This window comes from Burkholderia sp. R-40, from assembly GCF_049942845.1.
GTDB classification, from domain to species: domain Bacteria; phylum Pseudomonadota; class Gammaproteobacteria; order Burkholderiales; family Burkholderiaceae; genus Burkholderia; species Burkholderia ambifaria.
Map to the genome: position 1 here is coordinate 568,327 of NZ_CP187969.1, position 16,349 is coordinate 584,675.

A 16,349-nucleotide genomic window follows, 5' to 3' on the forward strand; every position below is an offset into this window, starting at 1 on the left:
CAATCAACCGCTGAACGCAACAAGCGAAGCGCGAAATCTACGAAAACCGGAGGTCACCATGAAGTCGTTCATCTACGCAGTCGCCGCTGCCACCGCCCTTACCGCATCCGCTGGCGCATTCGCCCAGTCGAACCCGTCGGGCGAACTGACGCGCGCCCAGGTCCGCGCGGAACTCGTGCAGCTCGAGCAAGCCGGTTACAAGCCGGAAGCGTCCGACGCCAACTATCCGAATGCGCTGCAAACCGCGCAGGCACGCGTGACGAACAGCGACGCAACGGGTTACGGCGCACAAGCCGCCGCCGGCGTGCGCGCCGGCCGCGTGATCGCCGTCAAGCAAACCGCTCGCGACTCGGTCTATTTCGGTCAGTAAGACCGACGCACGCGGCGCGTACCTCGATCCGCGCGCTGCCGACGCAACACCCCGCTCCCGCTCATCGGGGGCGGGGTGTTTCGTTTTCGGTGCCTCCGACCTGCGCGCTGCACGACGCACGATCGATGCGCGAGCGCGGCTCGGCCGCTGCCCCGAACCGTTCACGCAGACGGCCGGCGTTTGCGCATAGAATGGCCGCGTGGTCGGCGCCGGCCGAAGCGAACGCGAGCGAAACCTCGAGTCACCGGGCAACCGCACTCGCTGGCCGACCCGATGCCGCACTCATCGCATTTTTCGAAAAGGAGCGGTTTCATGTCTCAAACATCCGGTTCCATGATCACGTTTCGCCGCCCCGACGGCAAGGAACTGCAGGGCTACCTCGCGACGCCGGAAAAGACCGAAGGTGCACCTGCGGTCGTCGTCATCCAGGAGTGGTGGGGCCTGAATGACCAGATCCGCGGCGTCGCCGACCGCCTCGCGCGCTGCGGCTACTTCGCGCTCGTGCCCGACCTGTATCGCGGCAAGTCGACGGTCGAGGAGGAAGAAGCGCACCACCTGATGACCGGCCTCGATTTCGGCGACGCCGCATCGCAGGACATTCCGGGCGCAGTGCAATATCTGAAGACGCGCGCGTCGCGCGTGGCGGTCACCGGCTTCTGCATGGGCGGCGCACTCACGCTGCTGTCGCTGCAGTTCGCCGATGTCGATGCCGGCGTCACGTGGTACGGCTTCCCTCCGCTCGACTACCTCGATCCGTCGAAGCTCAAGGTGCCGCTGATGGGTCACTGGGGTACCCAGGATGCGTTCTTCGCGATCGATCAGGTCGATGCGCTGGAGAAGAAGCTGACCGATGCGAAGGTCGACATCGAATTCCACCGCTATCTCGCGCATCACGCGTTCGCAAACGAAACGGCCGTCGGCGCCGGCCGCATCGGCGGCACGCAGTTCGATCCGGTGTGGTCGCAGATCGCGTGGGATCGCACGCTGACGTTCTTCGGGCGCACGCTCTGGGGCCAGCAGCAGTAATACCGCAGCAGACAGCAGGCACCCGCCGCCACCGTGCGGCGATACACGCCATGCGAAACGCCACGGATCTGCATCCGTGGCGTTGTCGTTTGCGGCTACGAATTCGTCACGCGAGCGTGGGCGGCGCCGCCTGGCTGACGTCCACGCGTTTCGGCAGGATGCCTGCCTGATAGAACACGTCCGCGATGTGCTGCTGGTACGCGAGCGTCTCGCGCGTCACCGGTTCGACACCGAAGCGCGCACGGCGGAACGCGAGCGCCACGGCCGGCTCCGGAATGCCCCACAGTTTCGAGAACTCGGCCGCACCCTGCGCGCGATTCGCATCGAGCCATCGCTGGACCGTCGTGAGCTCGGACACGGCCACACCCAGCACGTCGGCATTGCGCTGCGCATAGGCGCGCGACGTGAAGTAGTAACTGCGGTTCTCGACGAGCCCCGTGCCATCCGCGACGATGCGCGCGCCCAACGTCTGCTGGACGACGGCGAGAAACGGATCCCAGATGATCCACGCGTCGACCGAGCGGTTCTCGAACGCGGCGCGCGCATCGGACGGAGAGAGCCAGACCGGCTTGACGTCCGCGTGGTCGAGCTTCGCGGCCTGCAGCAAGCGGACCAGCAGGAAGTGCGTGTTGGATCCCTTCACGAGCGCGATGCGCTTGCCGCGCAGATCCGCGAAGGTCCTGACCGGCGAATCCTTCGCGACGACCACGGCCTCGGTCGAGGGTCCTGCCGGCGTTTGCGCGTAGTAGACGAGCGGCGCACCCGCCGCGAGCGCAAAAATCGGCGGCGCCTCGCCGACATCGCCGAAGTCGATCGATCCCGCGTTGAGCGCTTCGAGCTGCGGCGGCCCCGACGGGAACTCGGTCCATGTCACGTTCACACCGAGCGGCGCGAGCTTGTCCTGCAGCGTGCCTCTCGCCTTCAGCAGGCTGAGCGGCCCTTTCTGATAGCCGATGCGCAACGTGCGTGCGCCGGCCGCGGCAGCGAGCGCGAAGCGCGGCTGGGCGGCAGCGCCGGCCGCGAGCGCCAGACCGGCCTGGATGAGCCGGCGGCGGGATCTGGATAGTCGATCTGCCATGATGTCCTGGGTTCGATGGGAAGGCGCGCAAGCGCGAGTCGAATCGATTCTAGGGGTTCGACGCTTCGCACCGAACCAACGAAGTCCGATATCGAAAGCAGGTGCTTTCATAAAGGCGTGCATCGCGCGATTGCAATCGTTCGGACACGTCGCGCCTATGCGTCTTCACCATCAATTTCGGCGTGCGAATTATCTGGCACGGACCAACGTCGATCTATGGACTACGTAACGTGTGCCGCGTCATTCAACCGGGCACACGCTGCCCACTTTCGCTCAGGACACGCAGGAACTGCGCAGCGCGGCCTCGTCGGCGGCCAGCATTTCGGGCACGCATTCCCGCAGGAAATCGACGAAGGTCCGGATCTTCGCGTCGAGGTACTGGCGCGACGCATACAGCGTGTAGACCGTCAGCTTCTGCAGCCGGTACTCGGGCAACACGCGAACCAGCGCGCCACTGGCCAGTGCAGGCACCGCGCTCGACATCGGCAACGAGCCGATCCCGAGGCCTGCGCGCAGCGCGGCGCCGAGCGCGTCGGCGATGTTCACCTGGAAGTCCGGCAGCGGCAGCTCGAATGTCTCGCGACCGTCGGGGCCGTCGAGATGCCAGCGGTCGCGCGGAAAGATCGGCGTGACGATCTGCAGGCATGAATGCGCTTCGAGATCGCGCACGGTGTGCGGCGTGCCGCGCTCCTTCAGGTAAGCGGGCGACGCGCACAGCACGCTATGAACATCGCCGAGCCGCTGCGACACCAGGCCCGAATCGGGCAGCTCCGCCGAGCTCAGTTGCAGCGACACGTCGTAACCTTCGTCGATGATGTCGGGCACGTGCTGCGACAGCGTCAGTTCGACCGCCACCGACGGATAGCGCTGCCGGTATCGCACCACTGCCGGCACCACGTAGGCCTGGCCGAAACTTGTGGTCGCATGCACATGCAGGCGCCCCGACGGCTTCGCCTGCGCATCCGCCGCCTCGGCTTCCGCTTCGTCGATATAGCCGAGGATGCGCTGGCACCGGTCGAGATAGCGCTGCCCGGCATCGGTCAATGCGATGCGGCGCGTGCTCCGGTTGAGCAGACGCGTGCGCAGATGCGTTTCGAGTTGCGCGACCGAACGCGACGCATAGGCGGTGGTGATGTCCAGGCGCTGGGCCGCGCTCGTGAAGCTGCCCTCTTCCGCCACCCGGACGAAAATGCGCATCATCTGTAACGTGTCCATCGACAGGTCCCCGGGATTGAAATCGCTTCGCGGCGGCGCCCGCCCCGGCACAGCCCGGTCTGGCGCGAATTGTGCGGAACAGTACCGCAGCGGTGCAGGCGTGTCCAGTTTGCCGTGCACCGCTGCTAGGGGCCCTCGCTCACGCGACAACCGCTGTCGAAGGACGACCGGCATCGGATCGATGCAGGCCGCACGGTGGCAGCCTGCCGCGCACGCTTTGCACGTGCGCGTCGCGCTCAGGCCTGCTCGAAGGGGTTGCTCAGTACGATCGTGTCGTCGCGCTCGGCGCCGGTCGTGATCATCGACACGGGCGCGCCCGCGACCGCCTCGACGCGCGCGATGAAATCCTGCGCGGCACGCGGCAACGCCGCACGCTCGCGCACGCCCTTCACGGTGCCGTCCCACCCGGCGAACGTTTCGTAGATGGGCATCGCACGCGCCTGCGCGTCGAGACTCGCGGGCAGATGGTCGACGCGTGCGCCATCGAGCTCGTAGCCGACGCACAGCTCGATCGACGCGAAGCCGTCGAGCACGTCGAGCTTGGTGAGCGCAAGCGAATCGATTCCCGAGATCCGAACGGCCTGCCGCAACTGCGCGGCATCGAGCCATCCGCAGCGGCGCGGCCGGCCCGTGTTGACGCCGAATTCCTGCCCGCGCGCGCGCAGCGTTTCGCCGGTGGCGTCAGTCAGTTCGGTGAGGAACGGGCCGCCGCCGACGCGCGTCGCGTACGCCTTGGTCACGCCCAGCACGTGGCCGAGTTTCGACGCGCCGAGCCCCGTGCCGGCCGCCGCGGCCGATGCAAGGGTGCCCGACGACGTCACGAACGGATACGTGCCCCAGTCGATGTCGAGCATCACGGCCTGCGAGCCTTCGAACAGGATGCGCTCGCCGCGGTCGTTCGCGTCGTTGAGGTCGGCCCACACGGGACGCACGAACGGCAGGATCTTCGGCGCGATGTCGACCAGCGTTGCCAGCATCGCGTCGCGCGAGCACGGCTCGAGCCCCAGGCCGCGAAACCACGCATTGTGGTAATCGACCAGCACGTCGAGCTTGTCGGCGAGCCGGCCCGGTTCCGCCAGATCGGCAACCCGCAACCCGCGGCGCCCGACCTTGTCCTCATAGGCCGGCCCGATCCCGCGCAGCGTGGTGCCGATCGGCTCGCGACGCAGACGCTCCTGCGCCTCGTCGATCGCGCGGTGAATCGGCAGGACCAGCGTCGCGTTTTCCGCGATCGACAGATTGTCGGGCGTCACCGACAGCCCTAGTTCGGCTATCCGCCCGATCTCGGCCAGCAGCGCCTCGGGATCGAGCGCCACGCCGTTGCCGATCACGCCGCGCTTGCCGCGCACGATGCCGCTCGGCAGCAGCGCGAGCTTGTACGTCTTGTCGCCGACCACCAGCGTATGGCCCGCGTTGTGGCCGCCGTTGTAGCGGGCGACGAGATCGGCCTGCGCCGCCAGCCAGTCCACGACGCGCCCCTTGCCTTCGTCACCCCATTGGGCGCCCACCACCACCACGTTCGGCATGCTCCATACTCCATGTGAGAAATCCAGACACGTACTGCGGCCACATCGGCCGTTTGTGTGCCATATTGGCGGACCGGGATCGCCCGATCAAACGATTAAATCTGAGCACCCGCGTGAGTAAAACTCACGCGAAACGATGAATGGCCCGACGACTCCCTCCGTTGAATTCGCTGCGCGCGTTCGAAGCCGCGGCCCGGCTCGGCAGTTTCACGCTTGCCGCCGATGAGCTGTGCGTCACGCATGGCGCGATCAGCCGGCATGTCCAGCAACTGGAGGCATGGCTCGGCCGGCCGCTGTTCGAACGGCACAACCGGCGGGTCGAGCTGACCGATGCCGGTCGCGCGTACCTCGCCGAGGTCGGCGCATCGTTCGACCGGATCGCGCTCGCGACCGCCCAGCATTTCGGCCAGGGGCAGCAACGCGTGCTGCGCGTCAGCGCGCCCGCGACGTTTTCGCTGCGCTGGCTCGTGCCGAAGCTGTCGTCGTTCCAGGTTGCTCATCCGGCCATCGAGGTGCGGCTGTCGACGTCGAACGAGCCGATCGAGAAGTTGCGCGACAAGGTCGACCTGATCGTCCGCGGTGGCCCGCAGGCGATCGACGGATACGTCGCCGAGGAATTCCTGTCGGAAGTGCGGTTGCCCGTCTGCGCGCCGAAGCTGCTCGAGGGCCGGCCGTTGCGTACACCGGCCGATCTCGCCGGCTTCACGCTGCTGCATGCGGCGACCTATCCCGGCATGTGGCCTGAATGGCTCGCGGCGGCCGGGCACGCGAATCTGGTGCCGCGGCACTCGCTCACGCTCGAGCATTTCTACCTGACGCTGCAAGGTGCGCTCGACGGCCTCGGCGTCGCGATGGGGCCGATCGCGCTCGTCGCGGACGACATTGCCGAAGGACGGCTGGTGCAACCGTTTAGCGAACCGGCACTGCCGCCGTGGCGTTATTTCACCTACGTGGCGGCTGCGCGCGCGGATGACGAAGCGGTGCGGGCATTCAAGGACTGGCTGAAAACGACGGGGAACGCGGCGGCGAACGCGCGGCACTGACTATGCCGGCTGCGGGTGGTCAAGCCGCTGCGGCGGCCCGGATATGAACATGCTGGAAGTCGCGCTCGGATATCGACTCGCTCAACCAAGATGCAGAGGATACCGAATCAATTGATACGGATATGCTACCCGCTTGGTAGCCACGACGCGCCGCGTATTTGCGCGGCACAAACAAGAAACCCCGGCTCGAGCCGGGGTCTTTTCCGCGAAGCGCGCTTATTGGCTGGCGGCAGCGGCTTCGCCTGCCTTCTTCTCGGCCTTCTGCAGGTTCTGCGGATAGTTCGGATCGTTGGCCGCCGGCTTGTAACCGGCGTCTTCGAGTTTCTTCAGTTCTGCGGTGTTCTTCGCGCGCGCAGCCTTGTGTTCGGCTTTGCGTTGTGCCCGTGCTGCCTTGCGCGCCTCACGCTTCGCGGCCTTCGCATCCGAGGCCGAGGCGGCCGGTGCGCTGCTGGCGTCGGTCTGCGCGAACACCGGAGCGGCGGAGCCGAAGAGGAAGGCTGCTGCCGTAGCAGCCAGCGTGAATTTTCTGATCTGGATTCGCATCGCTGAGCTCTCTATTCTGATTGATCACGGAGTGAAAATGCATCGAGATACCGCCCCTGCCCCCGGTCGGTTTTCATGCTGCGACCAGGGCCTTTGCATCATAACCGCGTTGCAAAAAATGTGGCGCCATCGTGTGCACAATGTTGGGGATACACGTATGGGAGAGATTGTGTCGCTGGGACCGCAGCGCTGCATCGGGCGCGAGGATCACGCGACGACCATGACCGCGGCAACCATGTGACGAACCGGATTATTCCGTCGATACGATGCAGGTAGCCGATGCGGACGGGATCCGTTTCCGCATGTCGTGCACTCGTATGAGGCTGACTGTTTCACCTGCGGAATTTGCCGATCGCGCAACGTGAGCGTCGCTTCATGAACGGGATCACCTATCGACTTGCAAGTCTGTGTGTGGCTGTGATTCGCGGGCGCGCGAACGGCGGTTCATCCCATAAACGGGCACGCTTCGTTCGGTGCTGAGTTCGATGTGATCCCCGGCATGTCCACACGATGCCAAGCGAGCGATCGGGTAACCGCCTGTTGCATGCATGGCTACCTGTTCGGGGCGTTTCGTTACCAGTTGTGGGAGTGACGTTGGCGAACTAGAGACGTCGTCGCCGCATAGGGTGAATGCTTGGATTGACCTTCGTTCACGGTTGCGCGAAGAGCTTGCATCGTGCGTTTGCATGTGCGAATGCGAAGGCTTCGTCACGGCCCGGCGTCGCAACGAGTCTGGAGTCTGTGGGACGAGGATGCCGGCACGTGCTGCGCTGCGCGTCTGCGTCACAGCGTTTCCATTGGGCGGGCGCATCTGGCGCGGTGGCGTCGCGCACCCGATTTGCCCATCCGAGGAACACCTTGTCGGTGAGCTTTTACAGGACGTGGCATTTTCCGACGGTGAGGATATTCGGGATTCGAGCGCGGATCCGATGGAGGTGAACTTGGTTGATGCCGGCCGCCTCACGTTCGGACATCCAGCTGCCTGCGGTTGCTGTCTCCCCGATCACGAAGCCGTACCGGTTCCGGTTCCGTCCAAAGGTAGAAAACTATGAGGCCGGGTGCCCGCGGAGACGCCGACCCATTTCGTCAGTACACAGGCCAGCGATTGGAAAAGTGCCGATTGGCCAGGCTGGCGATAGCCGAAGACTTATCCACGGAAGCCCCAGCCCAGACGACAAAAAATTCACTTGCGCGTCGATTTCGGCGATTTCTCACTGCCGGGAGAGAAACCGAGGGCGCTCCCCTGTGGAGCGCAGGCTTCAGTTACTGCGGGTAATCCCGGATGCGAGATAGAGCGGGACGGCCATTCTTGGGTCCCATACGCGGGTACCTATGTCCCGCAAACGGCGATTTCCTCCCATAAGTTTCTACGTTTGAGTGCTTGTGAGTGGGTACTCACCTCCTTGGAAAGCCTTGTTGGGCCTGGGAGCCTTGCAGAGTGAGGCCAGATATCGAGGGTTGCACAGGCCGAAGAGCCGGTTTCCTGTGCGTGCGGAGCGCTGCAGACTGGCTTTGGTAGCGGTTTATGGGGGTTGTGTTTCTGCAGAGGTACACGTGTGTTTACATCTTTTGTAAACAACGTTTACTTCTTTAACTACTTTTAGGCGGCTCAGAGCCTTGTCTGGCAAGGGTTTGACAGGTGTTCGGTACCCATTTATGGGGGCACAGGCGGAAGAGTATGGGGCTTCAGGTCTGTGGATTTGGGGAATGGGGTACCGAGTTGTGGGAAATGGGGGTTGTGGATATGGGGTAAGCGTAGCCTGTTATGGGATTTCGGCCCGGAAATGCTTCAGGTAGCCCTCTATGGGGGAATCCGTTGGTAGCCATTTATGGTGCCTTTTTCCCGATCCGTCGGCGGCCTGCGGCACAGCATTTTATGTGAGGTTGCCGGTTATGGGATGGACTTTAGGTAGCCGGTTATGGGCGCCTGCACGGACCGAGTGATCTCGTTTTGCTCGGCCCTCGGGATGTAGAGTCCCATAGACAGGATCAGGGAAACGGAAAGGTTACCTTCTATGGGGAATTCGAAAGGTAGTCATCCATGGGAGTTATTTTCGTCCGCTGGACACGATTGAAGGCAAAACGGCCAACCGGTGGTTCTCGTCAGGTACCCATTCATGGGAAGCATTAAAGGTAGTCTGTTATGGGAGCGCGCGGAGCGTGTTGCAGGGCACCACGAATCCGGTTTGCAAATCCCGTTCCGGTGAATTGTTTCCCATGAATGGGTACCTTCCATTGGGCAAGTCTCGTGCCGGGTCCTGATGGCGAACTGCACAGGTAGCAGGATTTGGGAGCTATTTTTGGCGGAAAGGTATATGGATATGGGGCTTCGCGCAGATCTAAAAACGGCAAATTTCCCTTTAATGACAATAAGTTAGGAAGGGTATTGAAAGTGATACTGGAGAAAGAGACGTTGCTCGCCGGCTGGAAAAGGTATAAAGTCCGCCATCAACACGGTCACCTTCTCCGGACATCACGATGCCGCGTAAGCCCGCAATCAAAGGCTCCGACAAGCAGGTTTCGCTATTTCAGACGCCCGAGCCTCCCGATCTGCTGCGCAAGGCGGTCCAGGCCATTCATATCGCTCCGAAGTCCGGAAAGATTGGTCTCCAGCAGCGCAAGATGTTCAGCTCGCTGATCAAGAACGCCCTTCGTCAGGAAGCGTTCGAGCCCGGCCGGACGAGCTTCTCGATCTCGATCGCTGCGCTCTCGCACGAGAGCGGGTTGAACAGCAACAACACGAAGTACGTGAAGGACACGGTCAACTCGCTGATCAGTACCGTCGTCAACTGGGACTACCTTGCCGCGGACCGCTCGACGGTGTGGAAGGCGTCGGGCCTGCTCGCCGGCGCCGAGCTCGAGCAATCGGTGCTGAAGTACAGCTTCTCCGACCAGATTCGCAGCGAGTTGCTCAATCCGGAGATCTACGCGCTCATCGATATGCGGATCGCGCGCGAGTTTCGGCGCTCGCACTCGCTCGCGCTGTGGGAGAACACGGTGCGCTACGAAGGGATCGGCATCACGGCGAAGATTCCGCTGCCGAAATTCCGCGATCTCATTCTCGGTCAGGACAAGGCATCGCAGTCCTACAAGGAGTACAAGCTCTTCAAGAGCAAGGTCCTGGTGCCGTGCATTCAGGAGGTGAACGAAGTTTCCGACCATACGCTCGAGCTGATCGAACACAAGTCAGGTCGCAGCGTGGAGGCCGTGCAGTTCAAGGTGACGCGCAAGCAGAGCGCGGATACGGTCGAGGAAGGCGATGTCAAGAACGAGGCGCTCGTCGACGAGGTCGCCAAGTTCGGCATCCCGCGTTCGGAAGCGCGCCGGTTGGTCACGCAGTACGGCGTGCAGCGCATCAAGGCGGCAATCGCCTATACGCTCAATCGGACTACGAAGAAGAACGCGGCGCCCATCGACAACGTGGCCGCGTATTTCCGCAAGGCGCTGACGCACGGCTATACGCTGGCTGACGGGCAGGGGACCGAAACGGCCGCGCCGGCGAAGGAATCCGCGCAGAGCAAGCAGGAACAGATTCGCGACAAATACCTGGCCGCGAAGGTCGACGAAGCCGGTGCGTATTTCCGCGAGCTGGAGATCGACGACCAGACCAAGCTGATAGAGCGCTACAACGAGACGGTGGCCGGTTCGAAGGATCTCACGCTATCGCCGAAGAAGAAGGCGAGCAAGCTCGCGCAAACCAGTTTCTTCCGGTGGCTGGCGCTCGATACCTGGGGCGAACCGACCTCGGACGACTTGCTGGAATTCCTGCTGAAAAGCAGCCTCGCGACCAACTGATCGTTCGACGCCTCGCGCCTGGCATGCATCGCGCGCCGGACTGCGTCCGGCTACGCGGAGCCGTGCAGGTGCGAGGCCCTTGCCTGCGGCGCTTACTTTTGCGCCGCTACCGCCAGTTCGGCGACATATGCGTCGATCACGGTCTTGAGCCGGTCGGCGAGCGATTCCTGGTGGGACGCATCGACGCCCTTCAGTTGCAGATCCAGGCGTCCGTCCGGATAAGTCTTCAGTTGACCGATCGCGCGCGATTCGAGCGCGAAATCGTGGCGAACGCTGTAGCGCGTGCGCCCCGTCTTCTTGTTGCCGTCGCTCTGCGCGCGCAGGAAATTCTCGAGGTCGCGTACCGACTTTTTCCGGTCGATCACCGCCGTGAGCAGACGGTCGGCAGCCGGTTCGCCCAGGCGCTCGAAGATCAGCTTGAGGAAGTACGCCGCCTGCAGGCCGACCACGTCGTTCGCGCTGGCCATCCGTTCGAGCAGCGTGTTCGGTAGCGCGTTCAGCGACAGCGTCTTGCTGATCGATGCCTTGTCCTTGCCGATCTTCTCCGCGAGCGTGTTCTGGTCGGGGAAGACCTTTTCGTCGAGAAGCCGCTTCCACGCGACCGCGTCGTCGAAGATCGTCTGGCGTTCGTGGTCGTGGTTGGCGCGATACGCGATCGTATAGAGCTGCTCGGGCGTATGGTCCGTACGGAACGTCGCGTTGATCGTCTCGTCGCCGTTGATGCTCGTCGCACGCAAACGGCGTTGCCCGTCGATCACGACGAGCTTGCCGGGAAATTCCGGGAGCCGCGTGACCTTGATCGGCTCGATCTGCCCTTCCCGCTTCAGCGTCAGCGCGAGCTCGTGCAGGCTCGACTCCGAATAGAACACACGCGGGTTAAACGGGTTCGGGATGCAGTCCTTGACCGCGACTCTCTGCGGCGCGCCGAGATCGTGCGCGTCGGCGGGCGTGGCCGCAGTCGGGGCCGCGGGAGTTGCGGCTTCCGCGGCGGGATTGGATGCCGGCGGCGGCTCGGGCAGGCGCGTTTCCAGCGCCGCGTTTTCCTGCGCGAGCCCGCGCAGCAGGCCGGCAGCGAGATGCAGGTTGCCGGTCGGCTTCTTGTCTTTCGATGTTTCCTTAGCCATGTGCGGTTCCCGTAGCGCGCGTCGACGCGATGTATTGGGCCATTTCGGTGACCAGTCTCTCGATTTCCGCGCGGGCTTCCTTCAGCCCCTTCAGGTATCGGTTGTGATGATGGATCGTGGTGCCGAGGGCGAACGTCTGACGGTAAACCTCGCGCTGCGCGATCTGGCTGTCCAACAGATGCTCCCCTATTTCTTCTGCCCTTAGAATTTTTAAAATTTCTTCACGCATTTTAGTTTTTCCATTGACGCTATTCAGCATCAGCGCGGAAGACAAATTTGGGTTCCGAACCGCACGCATCGACTCGATCATGCGAATCATCGCGACAGTGCTGTACAGGTCGGCTGGCGACGGCGACAGCGGCACGAGGCAGAAATCCGCCACTTCGAGCACGGATGCGATGCGCGGATCTTCGAGGTTGCCCGGGCAATCGACGACGATTACATCGAAATTCGCATCCTGCTTCTTGATCTCGCCGCCGATGCCGCGCCCGGCGGGGGCGAGCGACAGCACCGTCATCGGGAGCGTATTTTCACCGCTCGTCACCCATCTGACCGATGTGCCTTGAGGGTCGGCATCTATCAAGGCGACTTTGTTGCCGCCGGCCTCGAAGGCTGCCGCGATATTGACGGAGATGGTCGTCTTTCCAGTGCCACCTTTCTGATTGCTCACGGCGATCTTGAAAGCCATTAAATTCCTCCAAGGAGTTTTGCGTAATATATGCAGTTATTGAGGAAAAGTCCAGAAAAGTGGTAGATAAAAAGATGGGTTTTGCGGAGTGATGTGGTTGTTACGTGACAAGCCGGCCAAGTGGCTAGGAAATTCTTCGAGGAGTTGCGGACGAATCAAAAATAAAAACTGATGAAAAATTTCGTTCGAGATGGGACAGCACTAAGAGGCGCTAACGAAAATACTTGGGCTTCAGCGTCGAGGGGCGAGAAATCGGAATGGCTCGTAGGCGCCCGGTTTCATTCTTGTGCGGCAAGTGCTGATGCTGTTTTGCTAACGACTTGCGAGCCTAAACTGCGCTGGAATCCGCAGTTGTCACGTGACAAGTCGATTCAGCGGACCGGGTATTCAAATATGGACCACCGGGCGGCATGCGGATTCGACGTGCCGGAATGATTCCGGGAAATCCACTTTTCTCATTGATGCTATCTCTGCTCGCACGTGGCTGTTGGTGCTGGTGCTGGTGCTGGTGCTGGTGCTGGTGCTCGTGCTCGTGCTCGTGCTCGTGCTCGTGCTCGTGCTCGTGCTCGTGCTCGTGCTCGTGCTCGTGCGACCGCGACCGCGACCGCGACCGCGACCGCGACCGCGACCGCGACCGCGACCGCGACCGCGACGACGGGTGGGTTGTTACGTGACAACCTCGCCCTGACGATTGAGGACGGACGTCTTCTGCCCGAGCGCGCCCACGGTAGAGATCGCTACCGTGAAGGGATCTGGGAGAGACACGAAGCGATGTTGGCCAGTTGTGCCCAGTCGCGGGTCGGCGTTCGATGTAGGCGAGCAGTTGTCACGTGACAACCGGTGCGGTTCGATCCGGGAATGACCGGCGTGATAGCGGTGTGGCGCGCATGCGGTCTTGGAGGAAGCGCACTATGTGAGCCGGAGCGTACACGTCGTATTTGTTCCACTAGCCGGGTGGCTGGCGCCTTCTGGTGGCATCCTTCACCGGCGTGGGCTCTTGCGAGTGCATGCCGGCCTAGATTCTAGTGTTGATATGGCCCCAATAAATTCGCCAGTTCAGCGTCCACGAAGCAAACAACCCCGGGGCAGGGGAGGGGCAGATATTCCCGAGCTTGTTGTATCAGCGAGTGATCTGATGGAGGCCCGACATCGGCATCCTGTCACGTAGCCTCGCGTGACGATTCCTCTTTTGAAGGTAAATTCATATGTCCGGTGACACGAGGCGACGTGGATCCGCAGGGTCGTGAAACATTTCTGAAAAACAGGGTGTCTTCGTAAACCCTTGTCTGGCAATGGGTTGCGCCACTTTCTTCATGTTGTTTCACGCAAAATGCGCATCATCTGCCGGCAAAATGGGGGCGCATGAATTCCGCACGAGAGATTGGCTGCGAGCAAGGATCGTCGGTGCGAAATCGTATCGTACGATACGTGTTTCGTAGTGAAAAACACGCATCGCGGACAAATGCAAGCCGATCGACATACCGGCGACCCGATGCAGCGCGCCGAACAGTCCGGGAAGAATTCAGTCGATGTAGTTTCCTATCGATCGCCAGTTGTCACGTGACAACGAGGGTGCAGGATCGCGAACTGACGGGATGTCGGGAGAAGCCGAAGCTCGGGGCTGGCTATGTTGACTCTACAGTGCGCCCCAAGGAGGGTCGAGCGATATGTGATTCTGTAGACAACCTGAGATGATCGGCGTGTCTATCGTGGCGCGGTGGGCGAATCCGGAATCTAGAGAGTCTGCATCAGGGAGGCGAAGCGCGTCGGCATCGTCGGCCGACCGAATAGCTCTCGGCCGACGCCGAACGTCTGCTTTTCCGGCCGACCATCGTCACCGACACGCAATTGAAGAGTCCGCCGCCACGGCTCACGCCGTAACAAAAAACCCCAACGCAGCGCAACACTCCTAGCGAGAAGCGCCCCGGCCATCAAACCTACTTCGTCGTCTCCGATGCGCACAGCTGCCACCGGCGCGGCTTGGCTGCTTGCGCCTTTTCTGCGTCATCGACGGTTCGCCACCACCGTTCACCGCGATGCGGCTCGTTCAGATCGAGCCGCTCGCCCATCCTGGGCGTCGACAGTTCGACGCCACGCACCATTGCCAACGCCGTGACGCGCTCGAACGGCTCCTGCCAACGATGCATCGCCAGATCGAACGTGCCGTTGTGAATCGGTATCAGCGTGCGTCCGCGCAGGTCGATGTGCGCCTGCACGGTTTCTTCCGGCTGCATGTGCACATAGGGCCATTGCGGGTCGTATGCTCCGGTCTCGATCAGCGTCACATCAAAGGGCCCAAGACGTTCGCCGATTGTCCGGAAACCGTCGAAGTAGCCGGTGTCGCCGCTGAAGAACACGCGCAGATCGTCGGCGACGATGACCCAGGACGCCCACAGCGTGCTGTTGCCGTCAAACAGGCTGCGCCCGGAAAAGTGCTGCGCCGGTGTTGCGGTCAGCGTCACGCCGTCGATGTCGATGCTTTGCCACCAATCGAGCTGGCGCACCTTCTTCGCGTCGATACCCCACTCGATCAGGCGGTCGCCGACACCCAGCGTCGTGACGAACACGCCAGTCGTGGCCGCAAGCGCGAGCACCGTGTCACGGTCGAGGTGATCGTAGTGATCGTGCGACAGGATCACGCCGCGCAACGGCGGGAGATCCTCGAGCGCAATCGGCGGCGCATGGAAGCGCTTGGGGCCGACGCGCCGAAACGGCGATGCACGTTCGGCAAATACCGGATCGGTCAGCCAGAACTCACCGCGCAGCTTCAACAGCAGCGTCGAATGCCCGAGCCGATACAGGCTGCGGTCAGGGGCCGCGTCGAGTTGCTCGCGAGTCAGCGAATCGATCGGCAGGGCACCGGTCGGAACCGTGTTGCGTGGCTTGTTGACCAGCATGTTCCATGCAATGCCGAGCGTTTTGCCGAAGCCTTCGACCGGTCGCGGCGCGACGTTGCTGAAGCGTTCGCCATTGTGCTGCGGCGACTCGCCGGACAGCGTGCGACCACGCCTGGCGGCGGCGAAACCCAGTACGCGATGAAGAAAAACGAGGGGCGAAGCCATGTCGATCCGTCCGGAAATAAAAGTACACTGAGCAGTGTAGTTTATCCCTGGGAAAAGTAAACTCAGCGGTGTAAAATTTTTGCATGGATACGAGCACTTCCCCCCAGCGCATGACCGACCGAAAGCGCGCGGCGATTCTCGCGGCGGCGATCGAGGAATTTCGCGCGGCGGGCTACGACGCGACCAGTATGGATCGCATCGCCGCGCGCGCGGACGTGTCGAAGCGCACCGTCTACAACCACTTCCCCGGCAAGGAAGCATTGTTCGCAGCGATCCTGCACCAGCTGTGGGACGCGACGCTGACTGCCGGCGCGCCGGCCTATTGCGCCGACGTGCCGCTGCGTGATCAATTGCTCGCACTGCTGGAGCGCAAATTGCGGTTATTGAACGACGAAGCGTTTCTCGCGCTCGCTCGCGTCGCGATCGGCGCGGCCATCCATTCGCCGGAACGCGCGCGCGACATGGTCGAACGCATGGGCGAGCGCGAAGAGGACGTGACGGTATGGATTCGTGCGGCCGCGGCGGCTGGCCGGCTGGCGGCGACCGATCCCGTATTCGCCGCACATCAGCTGCACGGGATCGTGAAAGCGTTCGCATTCTGGCCGCAGGTGACGATGGGCCAGCCGCCGCTGGGCGCGCAGGAACAGCAGAAGGTCGCGGAAACGGCCGCCGACATGTTTCTTGCGTACTACGCGCGTCCGGATCACGGCGGTGAGTTAGGTGCAGGGCAGGGCTGAGGGTGCACCATGCGACGCGCGAAGCGCACCGGGCGCGTCGTTTTACTCGATGCGCGGTCCATCCGCCGCCTGGAAGAAATCGCCACGCAACGACGGGCGAGTGCAGGATCGGGCATACCCGTGGAGATTGCCCGCTTGAGCC

12 protein-coding genes are annotated in these 16,349 nt (G+C 62.6%); 5 read left to right on the forward strand and 7 right to left on the reverse strand.

Features of this window, described 5'->3' with window-relative positions:
* The first annotated feature begins 58 nt into the window (after positions 1–58).
* Positions 59–370 carry a DUF4148 domain-containing protein gene (locus ACP26O_RS31320; protein WP_175666401.1) on the forward strand — a complete coding sequence of 104 codons (312 nt, stop codon included), beginning with the start codon at positions 59–61 and terminating at the stop codon, positions 368–370.
* A gap of 312 nt (positions 371–682) precedes the next feature.
* Positions 683–1,396, forward strand: coding sequence for a dienelactone hydrolase family protein (locus tag ACP26O_RS31325; RefSeq protein ID WP_175666400.1), 714 nt, complete (start codon positions 683–685; stop codon positions 1,394–1,396).
* Positions 1,397–1,502: 106 nt separating this feature from the next.
* On the opposite strand, the gene ACP26O_RS31330 is transcribed toward ACP26O_RS31325, so the two are convergent.
* From ACP26O_RS31330 to ACP26O_RS31340, 3 genes are all read right to left on the reverse strand, one after another.
* Positions 1,503–2,474 carry an aliphatic sulfonate ABC transporter substrate-binding protein gene (locus tag ACP26O_RS31330; protein ID WP_175666399.1) on the reverse strand — a complete coding sequence of 324 codons (972 nt, stop codon included), beginning with the start codon at positions 2,472–2,474 and terminating at the stop codon, positions 1,503–1,505.
* 273 nt (positions 2,475–2,747) lie between these two features.
* Positions 2,748–3,689 carry a LysR family transcriptional regulator gene (locus ACP26O_RS31335; protein WP_175666398.1) on the reverse strand — a complete coding sequence of 314 codons (942 nt, stop codon included), beginning with the start codon at positions 3,687–3,689 and terminating at the stop codon, positions 2,748–2,750.
* Positions 3,690–3,925: 236 nt separating this feature from the next.
* Complete coding sequence (locus tag ACP26O_RS31340; protein WP_175666397.1) at positions 3,926–5,215, reverse strand: adenylosuccinate synthase; 1,290 nt, start codon at positions 5,213–5,215, stop codon at positions 3,926–3,928.
* A 140-nt stretch (positions 5,216–5,355) separates the two neighbouring features.
* On the opposite strand from ACP26O_RS31340, the gene gcvA reads away from it, so the two are divergent.
* Positions 5,356–6,258 (forward strand): transcriptional regulator GcvA, encoded by a 903-nt coding sequence (gene gcvA, locus ACP26O_RS31345; protein ID WP_011660884.1) that lies wholly within the window; start codon positions 5,356–5,358, stop codon positions 6,256–6,258.
* 216 nt (positions 6,259–6,474) lie between these two features.
* Here the strand turns inward: gcvA and ACP26O_RS31350 are convergent, their stop codons facing one another.
* Positions 6,475–6,801, reverse strand: a complete 327-nt coding sequence (locus ACP26O_RS31350) for a hypothetical protein (RefSeq protein ID WP_011660885.1) — start codon at positions 6,799–6,801, stop codon at positions 6,475–6,477.
* A gap of 2,478 nt (positions 6,802–9,279) precedes the next feature.
* Between ACP26O_RS31350 and ACP26O_RS31355 the strand changes: the two genes are divergently transcribed.
* Entirely contained in the window at positions 9,280–10,596 is a 1,317-nt protein-coding gene (locus ACP26O_RS31355; RefSeq protein ID WP_175666396.1) for a replication initiation protein, read from the forward strand.
* 92 nt (positions 10,597–10,688) lie between these two features.
* Here the strand turns inward: ACP26O_RS31355 and ACP26O_RS31360 are convergent, their stop codons facing one another.
* From ACP26O_RS31360 to ACP26O_RS31370, 3 genes are all read right to left on the reverse strand, one after another.
* A complete protein-coding gene (locus tag ACP26O_RS31360; protein ID WP_105830277.1) occupies positions 10,689–11,720 on the reverse strand; it encodes a ParB/RepB/Spo0J family partition protein in 1,032 nt (343 codons plus the stop codon).
* A complete protein-coding gene (locus ACP26O_RS31365; protein WP_038455299.1) occupies positions 11,713–12,408 on the reverse strand; it encodes a ParA family protein in 696 nt (231 codons plus the stop codon). The genes ACP26O_RS31360 and ACP26O_RS31365 overlap by 8 nt, the downstream gene beginning before the upstream one ends.
* A gap of 1,937 nt (positions 12,409–14,345) precedes the next feature.
* On the reverse strand, positions 14,346–15,470 hold the full coding sequence (locus ACP26O_RS31370; RefSeq protein WP_175666395.1) for an MBL fold metallo-hydrolase: 1,125 nt from the start codon (positions 15,468–15,470) through the stop codon (positions 14,346–14,348).
* Positions 15,471–15,553: 83 nt separating this feature from the next.
* On the opposite strand from ACP26O_RS31370, the gene ACP26O_RS31375 reads away from it, so the two are divergent.
* A complete protein-coding gene (locus ACP26O_RS31375) occupies positions 15,554–16,207 on the forward strand; it encodes a TetR/AcrR family transcriptional regulator (protein WP_105830274.1) in 654 nt (217 codons plus the stop codon).
* Positions 16,208–16,349: the final 142 nt, after the last annotated feature.

Coding starts and splice junctions, on each gene's coding strand:
- ACP26O_RS31360 (WP_105830277.1), bottom strand. CDS start 11,720: ATGGCTAAGGAAACATCGAAAGACAAGAAGCCGACCGGCAACCTGCAT.
- ACP26O_RS31350 (WP_011660885.1), bottom strand. CDS start 6,801: ATGCGAATCCAGATCAGAAAATTCACGCTGGCTGCTACGGCAGCAGCC.
- ACP26O_RS31355 (WP_175666396.1), top strand. CDS start 9,280: ATGCCGCGTAAGCCCGCAATCAAAGGCTCCGACAAGCAGGTTTCGCTA.
- ACP26O_RS31320 (WP_175666401.1), top strand. CDS start 59: ATGAAGTCGTTCATCTACGCAGTCGCCGCTGCCACCGCCCTTACCGCA.
- ACP26O_RS31335 (WP_175666398.1), bottom strand. CDS start 3,689: ATGGACACGTTACAGATGATGCGCATTTTCGTCCGGGTGGCGGAAGAG.
- ACP26O_RS31375 (WP_105830274.1), top strand. CDS start 15,554: ATGGATACGAGCACTTCCCCCCAGCGCATGACCGACCGAAAGCGCGCG.
- gcvA (WP_011660884.1), top strand. CDS start 5,356: ATGGCCCGACGACTCCCTCCGTTGAATTCGCTGCGCGCGTTCGAAGCC.
- ACP26O_RS31325 (WP_175666400.1), top strand. CDS start 683: ATGTCTCAAACATCCGGTTCCATGATCACGTTTCGCCGCCCCGACGGC.
- ACP26O_RS31365 (WP_038455299.1), bottom strand. CDS start 12,408: ATGGCTTTCAAGATCGCCGTGAGCAATCAGAAAGGTGGCACTGGAAAG.
- ACP26O_RS31370 (WP_175666395.1), bottom strand. CDS start 15,470: ATGGCTTCGCCCCTCGTTTTTCTTCATCGCGTACTGGGTTTCGCCGCC.
- ACP26O_RS31340 (WP_175666397.1), bottom strand. CDS start 5,215: ATGCCGAACGTGGTGGTGGTGGGCGCCCAATGGGGTGACGAAGGCAAG.
- ACP26O_RS31330 (WP_175666399.1), bottom strand. CDS start 2,474: ATGGCAGATCGACTATCCAGATCCCGCCGCCGGCTCATCCAGGCCGGT.